This window comes from Lyngbya sp. CCY1209 (genome assembly GCF_035615495.1).
In the GTDB taxonomy this organism is placed as follows: domain Bacteria; phylum Cyanobacteriota; class Cyanobacteriia; order Cyanobacteriales; family Microcoleaceae; genus Limnospira.
Window position 1 is genome coordinate 1 of sequence record NZ_JAJENU010000519.1, and the last position, 9301, is coordinate 9301.

The following is a 9301-nucleotide window of genomic DNA, read 5'->3' on the forward strand; positions in this document are numbered from 1 at the left end:
TAAAGCGATCGCACCCAACAAGCCTTTGCGAAAATCGTTGAGTAATTGACGGGCAGCCCGTTCGCGATCGCCCTGATAGCGATCGTCGGCTAAACTTTGCAAGTAGGATTCCCCCGTTTGCGAACCCACGTCTACAGAGTAGCGATCGTGCAATTTATCTTGCAATCCCAGATCGGCGAACAACTCCACCATCCCCGCCGCCACCCGCTGATTGTCGTAGGCGGCTTCCCCGATATCCTCGCAAATCGCCAATTTCAGGGCATCTTCCTGATTCTCGATCCGGCTCGGAATCACCCCCGGGGCATCCAATAATTCAATTTGATTGGAAATTCGCACCCACTGCAACTTCCGAGTCACCCCCGCCCGCCGAGCACTCTCCACCACCCGCCGTTTCAGCAGGCGGTTAATTAAAGCAGATTTCCCCACATTCGGAAATCCGATCACCACAGCCCGAACCGGCCGGGGCAACATCCCCCGCGTCCGCCGTTTCTCATTCACCTTATCCCCCGCCTGTCGGGTAGCCTTCACCACCGCTTCCACCCCCTGACCCTTTTGGGCGTTGGTGAAATAGGGCGTCTCCTCCCTTTCCTCGAACCACCGCTGCCACTGTTCCCGCAAGTGGGGCGGAATCATATCCAGACGGTTGATCACCAACAACCGTGTTTTCCCGGATACCCAGTCCGGCACCTGGGGATGGTGAGTCGCCAAAGGAATGCGGGCATCCCGCACTTCAAGCACCACATCAACCCGTTTGAGCTGTTCTTTGAGGGTGCGTTCCGCCTTGGCAATGTGACCGGGATACCATTGAATTGTCATGAAACGATAACAAATGATGAGGGAGTCGAGGGGCGGAGGAGGACAATCAATTAATAATTAATAATTATTAATTCCCCCTACACCCTACACCCTACACCCTACACCCTAATCTCACGGTACAACGAGAACGGGACAGGGGGAAAGATTGATCACGCGGTTAGTGATGCTGTCGGCAACACCTTCTTCAGTGAGTCCCATGCCCCGAGATCCCATCACGATCAGATCGGCGTCGATCTCGTCGGCGACGTCGCAGATGGTGAAAGCGGGTTTTCCTTCGCGTTCGATGGGTTTAGCATCGATGCCGAAGTTGGTAAACATGGTGTGGGCTTCCTTCAAAAGCAGGTTGACAGCCTCGGGGGAAGCCATTGGTTCGGAGTGGGGCTGTTCCCCCTCCGGTTCCTTGGGTTCGACTACGGCGAGAACATAGAGGTTAGCCTGATAGGTTTGAACGATATTGACAACCTTTTCGGCGGCCTCGCGGGCTTCTCGACTCTGATCGATCGCAAATAAAACGGTCTTAAACATAATCGCGCATCTCCAAGACGCGGACTTCGGTAGAATGTTTACGGTGAACGTTCGGATGGCTGAGGTGCCATCGAGTTGGCCACAGCTCCGGGGCTGTCTGGCCAATCACCCGTACCGCCCCCATTCAATTCGATTAAAGCAGAAGAAACGATTTAGGAGGTTAATCCTGTGGCTAAGAAAACTGTAGCAAATTTATCGGCATCAGACCTATCCGGCAAAAAAGTGCTGGTACGGGCGGACTTCAACGTGCCGATCGACAACGGCTCCATTACCGATGATACCAGGATTCGGGCGGCTCTGCCGACCATTCAAGATCTGACCTCCAAGGGGGCGAAGGTGATCCTGACGAGCCACTTCGGCCGTCCCAAGGGGAAAGTGGTGGAATCCATGCGTCTGACCCCCGTGGCGGAGCGTCTGTCGGAATTGTTGGGCAAAACCGTTAAAAAATGTGACGATTGCATCGGCGAGGAAGTGGCCGGAACCGTCGCGGCCATGAGTGACGGCGACGTGGTGTTGTTGGAAAATGTCCGCTTCTACGCCGAAGAAGAGAAGAACGACCCGGAATTCGCCCAGAAATTGGCTTCGATCGCCGATCTGTATGTGAACGACGCCTTCGGGACGGCCCACCGGGCCCACGTTTCCACGGAAGGGGTGACGAAGTACCTGAGTCCCAGCGTGGCGGGTTATCTGATTGAGAAGGAATTGCAGTTCCTCAAGGGGGCGATCGACAATCCCCAGCGTCCCCTGGCGGCGATCGTCGGCGGCTCGAAGGTGTCGAGTAAAATCGGCGTGATCGAGGCGTTGTTGGACAAGTGCGACAAGCTGCTGCTCGGCGGCGGGATGATTTTCACGTTCTACAAGGCTCGGGGCATCAGCGTCGGTAACTCCCTGGTGGAAGAGGACAAGCTGGAGTTGGCCAAATCCCTGGAAGCGAAGGCGAAGGAGAAGGGCGTCGCCATGTTGCTGCCGACGGATGTGATCATCGCCGACAAGTTCGACAAGGATGCCAACTCCCAGACGGTGGCTGTCGAGTCCATCCCCGACGGTTGGATGGGATTGGATATCGGTCCGGATTCCGTGAAGGTGTTCCAGGAAGCCCTGGCGGACTGCAAGACGGTGATTTGGAACGGTCCGATGGGGGTGTTCGAGTTCGAGAAGTTCGCGGCGGGCACTAAGGCGATCGCACAAACGTTGGCTGAACTGACGGGCACCGGCGCCACCACGATTATCGGCGGCGGCGACTCCGTTGCGGCGGTGGAACAGTTGCACCTGGGCGAAAAGATGAGCCACATCTCCACCGGAGGCGGGGCGAGTCTGGAATTGCTCGAAGGGAAAGAACTTCCCGGCATCGTGGCGTTGGATGACGCTTAATTTGATTCGCTAAAACTGTCGGGGTGGGCAAGGGAACCGCCCTGACGGTTTTGGAAGAAAGAGGAGAGATGAAAGAGCGATCGGGCAGGCACGGAGGCACTGCCCCCACGGATTATCAATTATCCCCACCGAGTACACCCCACACCCTTCTTCTCTGGCTGGGACTCAGTTTGGTTTTCGCGACGATTTACGGCGGACTGGCGATCGCGGAAGCGTTCAGTCAAGATTACGTCATCCAGGACGATGCTAGACAGCACGTTTTCTGGATGCGACGGTTTCTCGATCCGGATCTGTTCCCCAATGATGCGATCGCGGACTATTTTCAATCCGTCGCCCCCCCGGTTACGCGACGCTGTATCGAGTATTCGCGATTTTGGGCGTCGATCCGGTTATCCTCAGCAAAATTTTACCCCTGATTTTGGGATGGGTGACGACGGTTTTCTGTTTCGGGGTGTGTCTGGAATTGCGAACGGTGCCCGCCGCCGGGTTTATGGCGGCAACTCTGTTAAATCAGCAAATCTGGCTGAATGAGGATCTGGTGTCGGCGACGCCGAGGGCGTTTGTCTATCCGCTGTTTCTGGCTTTTCTCTATTTTCTGTTGCGGCGAAAACCGATAGTTTGCGGACTCGCGATCGCATTCTTGGGACTGTTCTACCCTCAATATGTCCTGGTGGCGACGGGTATCCTGTTTCTCCGATTGTGGACGGGGACGGATCGCGATCGCCGTCTGTGTGGCATCGGGTTGGGAGTGAGTGCGATCGTGATTCTCTATTATGCCTCCGGTTCGGGAGAGTTCGGGCCGGTGATTTCGGCGGCGGAGGCGAAAACCTTCTCCGAATTTGGCGGGGCGGGAAATAGTGCGTTTTTCGATAACAATCCCTGGCGGTTTTTCGTGGCGAGTCCCCGCAGCGGCTTGTTTCCCGAACATCCGTTTCGCCCTCCGCTGCTGGGGATGGGGTTGGCTTTGCCGCTGCTGTTGCGGTTTCCGAGACGGTTTCCGGCGATCGCCCAAATTTCCCCCCAGATTACAATTTTGGGGGAGTGGCTGCTGTCGGCGATAGGATTATTCGCGATCGCCCACCTGCTGCTGTTCCGCCTCCACCTCCCCAACCGCTACACCATCCACAGTTTCCGCATGATAATCGCCCTGGCGGCGGGGATTTCCCTGTGGGTGCTCTTCGATGCGGTGTGGCGGTGGGGGAAAAATTGCCCCCGGCGGCGGTTGGTGGCGATCGCGGTTACGGGCTCGCTGGGACTGGCGATCGTGTCGGGAACTTGGTTTTTGGGGAAATTTCCGAAAACGGGCTATGTGAAGGGCAGGGAACCGGCTCTCTATGAGTTTTTCGCTCGGCAACCCAAAGATATTGTCATCGCCTCCATCGCTGCGGAAGCGGACAATATCCCGACGTTTTCCCGGCGATCGATCTGGGTGGGGTGGGAATATGCGATTCCCTACCATTTAGGTTATTATCTTCCCCTACAGGAACGGGCGATCGCTCTGATTCGGGCGGTGTATTCCCCTGATCGCGATCGGATGCGGGAGTTGATCGCTGAGGAGGGTATCGATTATATTCTCCTCGATCGCGATTCTTTTACCCTGGATTACGTTTTCGATAACCGCTGGCTGCGGCAGTGGTATCATTCCCACGGGAAGGACATTCGATCACTCTATCAACAGGGCATTCAACCCGCGATCACGGACAGTCTGGGGGCGTGTTCTGTATTGGAAACCGAGCGATCGCTCGTCCTTTCAACCGACTGTCTCTTACAATTTTAGATTTTATAGTAACGAGCGCTGGCGTGTAACCACGCCGGGAATGATCAATCTCTCTACTCCCGACTCTCTACTCCCGACTCCCGACTCCCTATGTATGTGAGGTGTACTGATTTGAAAGCCGCTGTCAAACCACTCCGATCTGGGTTCGATTCGATTGTCGAAATTTTGATTTTGGGGTTCGTCTTCGGCATTTCCTACGTCCAAGATCCCCTCTACACTTCCAATCAGAATACCAAATTTCTGCACGGGATGGCGCGGGCGGGGTACGGCTATTTACAAAATGACTGGCAGGCGAACACGTTGAATCCCCTCCCCGTTTTTACCGCCCTGGTGGAGTTCACGGTTTCCCACCTGCATCCGGCATTTTTTTATGTTTACTATTTGATATTATTTGGGATTTATGCCTACAGCTTAATGGGCATCGCATCGATGATTTTCAAAATCGACACGAAATTTAAAAAAAGCGTCTATTTCCTATTTTTAATCGCCGTCCACTGCGTGGAAATCGATATGTTTGCGTTGGAAACCCACGTCCATTTGCACTACGGTTTGGCGGAACAGTATATTTTGGGTTCCTATTTTCAGACGAGCAATTTCGGGGTTTTCATCCTGCTGTCAATTTATTTATTTCTGCGGGGGGATCATTTCGGGTCGATCTTACCGCTGGCGATCGCGGCGACGGTTCACCCCGCCTACCTGCCAAGTGTCCCCCTAATTACCTTGGGATATATGGTCGTTCTCTACCGACAAAAAGAAAAATTATTGTCAATTTTATCTTTGGGGATTTTATCTGCTCTTTTAATACTGCCCGTCACCCTCTATATGACCGTCATGTTTCAGCCCACCTCTCCGGAAATCGCCTCCCTCGCCCGCCGTTTGATCGTCCACCGCATCCCCCATCATTCCTTTCCAGAATTGTGGTTGGATTCGGTGGCTTGGGTGCAGATTTTGGTGATGGTTGCGGGAATTTATTTCGTCCGAAAATCTCCGCTATTTTGGATCATGTCTGTTGCCTTTATCATCGCATCCACTTTAACGGCAGTGCAAGTGATATCCGACAGTAAAACTTTGGCATTTATGACTCCCTGGCGAGTTTCTGCATGGCTAGTTCCGCTTTCGATGGCGATGATTGTCGCTGATTTAATAACGGTGGTTTTGCAGCGATATCCACAATTTTTTGTAGCCTTAAAGCAGCCGATTTATTGGATGACATTGACCACGATTTCAATTTTTTTTGTTGTCGGAGTGCAGGAGCAAATTAAAGAACTCAATCGGACACCGGATTACCAGCCGATGATGGCGTTTGTTAAAAACAATAGAAAAGCCGATCATTTATATTTAATTCCCCACATTTCCGGAAATTTTGTGTCTTTTCGTCTGGAAACCGGGGTGCCGATTTTGGTGAACTACAAAACGCATCCTTACAAAGATCGAGAGGTGGTCGAATGGCACGATCGCATGATGATGTCGCAGCGGTTTTACGCCCCGGAATTCCGCGATACCCGCTGTCGGGGATTGCGAGAAATCGTCGAAACTTACGGGATCACCCATGTCATTACGGAGTTAGGGGACGCGATCGCCTGCGGCCAGACCCGGGAAATCTACGGCGACCCGAAGTTTAAAATTTACGAAATTTTGGGGAACAAAACGGGGTGAGGGCGATCGCTTTGAAGCGCCCCCGCCCTCGATTTTTCTTCGGGACAAGTCGGGGGGGGTCTCAGGGGGGGGTGGGGCGGGCGATGTCGCGATCGCTGGGCGGATTGAACCCATTTTTTTTGATAAACTGAATGGGGTCGGGGACAACTCAACTTCGATCGCGCTTCGAGGGTGAAGTCACGACCAATTTTCCCGGGGGGACCCGCCCGATTTCACCGGATGTCTATCGATCCCGATCCGGCATCCACTCCCCCTGAAATTGATTCGGCAAGTCGTCGCCCGAATCGCGATCGCCGGATACAATCTCCGAGGGGTCCGGACGGTCGGCCAACCGAGCGGATAGCTCGACAATCGGGGGGTCAACCCAAATCGATCGCAAGTATCGCACTCGCGCCTTGAAACGAGCGAACCCCAAAAACTCCCAAACCTCGATTGAAAGAGGGTTTGATCCTCCCTCATACCAACTCCCCAATACCGCGCCCTGCGCTAATGATACCCGGTCGCCAATATGTTTGAGCTCCATACCATCCTCAAATCCAAAACTGGACGCTATTTCACCTTCAACAGTCTGACGGTTCTCCTCTACCTGGCAATCGTCTGGTTTACCGTTGACAAGCTGATGCTCAATGCGACGGAAGCCATTTTTTGGCCGGTTGCCGGGTGGTCTTTAGTCGTTTTGCTCTGGTGGGGGTGGGGGTGCTGGCCGGGAATTGCCCTCGGCGCCGTGCTATCGGCCCCCCTACTCCCCGGCAGTTCGGCCCCGGCCCTGATCTGGGCGGTGGGGGCCGTCGGGCAGGCCAGCGCCGGGTACTGGATGCTGCGGCAGATCGGGTTTTCTCCCAGCCTCCGCCGGGTGAAAGATATCTTGGGACTGACGGTTTTGGGGGCGGGAGTCTCGACCCTGATCAATTCCACCCTGACGCCGCTGGCCCTGCTGTTGTCCGGGGAATTGGACGGCGGCCAGTTCGGGGATATTTGGATGACGTGGTGGCTCGGGGACGCGATCGGAATTTTGATCGTCGTCCCGGCACTGCTGTCCTGGGGCACTCGGTTGCAGGACAAATATCGGCAGGGTCGGGACCCCGGCGACCCGACGCAGCGGAATTGGCGCTGGCTGTTGCCGGAAGAGTTGCAGGTGTTGAAACCGTCCCGGCGATCGCATTTGCTGGCCCAAGTGCTCTACGTCCTGGAAATCGGGGTCTGGCTGTCGCTGCTGCTGCCGTTGAACTGGTTCGTCTTTTGTTCGAGAACCCGGACGGCGACCATCGACTACCCCCTGGAATATCTGCCCTTTCCCTTGTTGGTGTGGGCTTCCCTGCGCTTCGGGCTGCGGGGGACGTCCCTGGCTAACCTGCTGATCGCCGGATTCGCCATTTGGGGCGTCGTGCGGGACAGCGGCCCGTTCGTCAACACCATCACCGGAATACCCCGGGTTTTTTCCCTGCAAGCCTTCATTCTGGCGATCGCCCTGACGGGGTTATTTTTGGCCGCCTCCGTGGAAGAACGGCAGCGGGCGGAAGCCTCCCTGCGCTCCAAGGAGGCGAGTTTGGCCAACGCCCAGCGGATCGCCAAGTTGGGACACTGGGAGTTGGATGTCCGGCGGGACGATTGCCACTGGTCCGACGAGCTGTACGACATCCTGGGGGCGAACCCTAAAACGGCCGCCCCCAGTGTGGCGGAATATTTGAGCCACGTCCATCCCGACGATCGCGATCGCGTGGAACAGGTGATCACGGCCGGGATTTCGGAGCAGATCCCCTACAGCATCGACTACCGCATCGTCACCCCCGACGGCCGGGAGCGTATCGTCACCGAACAGGCGATCGTCACCCCCACCCACATCACCAGCACGGTGCAGGACGTGACGGAGCGCAAGCGGGCCGAACTCGCCCTCAGGGCCAGCGAAGAGCGGTTTTCTCGGGCGTTCAACGCCAGTCCGGTGGGGATCAGCATCAGCACCTTCGCGGAAGGGCGGTTTTTGGACGTGAACGAGAGTTTCCTCAAGCAACTGGGCTGGACTCGGGAAGAGGTCATCGACCGCACCTCGGCGGAGTTGGGGATCTGGGAACCCGAGTGGCGCAGCCAACTCCTGGCCCGGTTCGAGACCCAGGAGCGCGTCAGCAATTTGGAAGTCCGGGTGCGGAATAAATCCGGCCAATTCCGAAACTGGCTGCTGGCCGTCGAACCCATACTCCTGGGAGACACACCCTGCCTGCTCACCCTCGCCAGCGACATCACCGAACGCAAACAGGCCGAAGAACTCCGCCGCGCCAAGGAAGCCGCCGAACAGGCCAACCACGCCAAAAGCCTGTTCCTGGCCAACATGAGCCACGAACTCCGCACCCCCCTCAACGCCATTCTCGGCTACAGCGAACTGCTCCAGGAAGACGCCCAAGACCTCGGCCAGGATGAATTCGTGGCGGATTTGAAAAATATCCACGTCGCCGGCCAGCATTTGCTGACGTTGATCAGCGACATTCTCGATTTCTCCAAGATCGAAGCGGGCCGCATGAACTTTCACTTGGAAACCTGCAAAATTGACACCCTATTGTGGGAAGTGGAAACCACCATCGCGCCCCTGGCTGAAAAAAATTCCAACCAATTCACCTTGGAAGTGACCGAAGATATCGGCCTCATGCACACCGATGTCACCAAAGTCCGGCAATCCCTGCTAAATTTGTTAAGTAACGCCTGCAAGTTCACCGACAACGGGCAGGTCATCTTGCGGGTCTGGCGGGAACCCGGGACGCTTACCCACTCTCCCAACTTGCCGGTTTCCAAGGCCAACGGCAGTTCGGAAGCCTCCGAAGATCAATCTCCGCTCACGGCGGGATCGGAGGTGGATTTTATCTTTTTTCAAGTGCGCGATACCGGCATCGGCATGAGTCCCGAGCAAATTGCCACCATTTTCAATCCGTTTACCCAGGCGGACGAAAGTACGACCCGCAAGTACGGGGGGACGGGACTGGGACTGACCATCACCCGGAAATTGTGTCAGATGATGGGCGGAGATCTCTGGGTTGAAAGTGAAGTCGGCCGGGGTTCGAGCTTCACGTTTCGACTGCCCCAAACCCTTTACCATGGTTGATTAGTTAATGCCGATATCAATGGTGCAGCTAATCTCCTCAAAAAAGTAGCAACAACTTTAGGATTTTC

7 protein-coding genes are annotated in these 9301 nt (G+C 55.5%); 5 read left to right on the top strand and 2 right to left on the bottom strand.

What is annotated here, in order from left to right; all coding sequences use genetic code 11:
- Together ylqF and LKE08_RS16985 are read right to left on the bottom strand one after the other, a co-directional pair.
- Positions 1–816, bottom strand: an 816-nt coding sequence (gene ylqF, locus LKE08_RS16980) for a ribosome biogenesis GTPase YlqF (protein WP_324705434.1), incomplete at its 3' end; no start/stop codon positions are given.
- Positions 817–927: 111 nt separating this feature from the next.
- Positions 928–1341: a universal stress protein gene (locus LKE08_RS16985; RefSeq protein WP_324705435.1), complete on the bottom strand. Its 414-nt coding sequence runs from the start codon at positions 1339–1341 to the stop codon at positions 928–930.
- 168 nt (positions 1342–1509) lie between these two features.
- On the opposite strand from LKE08_RS16985, the gene LKE08_RS16990 reads away from it, so the two are divergent.
- The 5 genes from LKE08_RS16990 to LKE08_RS17010 all read left to right on the top strand — a co-directional run bounded on the left by LKE08_RS16990 (position 1510) and on the right by LKE08_RS17010 (position 9233).
- Positions 1510–2712 (top strand): phosphoglycerate kinase, encoded by a 1203-nt coding sequence (locus tag LKE08_RS16990; RefSeq protein ID WP_324705436.1) that lies wholly within the window; start codon positions 1510–1512, stop codon positions 2710–2712.
- Positions 2713–2735: 23 nt separating this feature from the next.
- A complete protein-coding gene (locus LKE08_RS16995; RefSeq protein WP_324705437.1) occupies positions 2736–3128 on the top strand; it encodes a hypothetical protein in 393 nt (130 codons plus the stop codon).
- Complete coding sequence (locus LKE08_RS17000; protein ID WP_324705438.1) at positions 3086–4489, top strand: hypothetical protein; 1404 nt, start codon at positions 3086–3088, stop codon at positions 4487–4489. Before LKE08_RS16995 ends, LKE08_RS17000 begins: the two co-directional genes overlap by 43 nt.
- Positions 4490–4600: 111 nt before the next feature.
- On the top strand, positions 4601–6145 hold the full coding sequence (locus LKE08_RS17005) for a DUF6798 domain-containing protein (RefSeq protein WP_324705439.1): 1545 nt from the start codon (positions 4601–4603) through the stop codon (positions 6143–6145).
- A 508-nt stretch (positions 6146–6653) separates the two neighbouring features.
- Positions 6654–9233, top strand: coding sequence for an MASE1 domain-containing protein (locus tag LKE08_RS17010; protein ID WP_324705440.1), 2580 nt, complete (start codon positions 6654–6656; stop codon positions 9231–9233).
- The last annotated feature ends 68 nt before the right edge of the window (positions 9234–9301 follow it).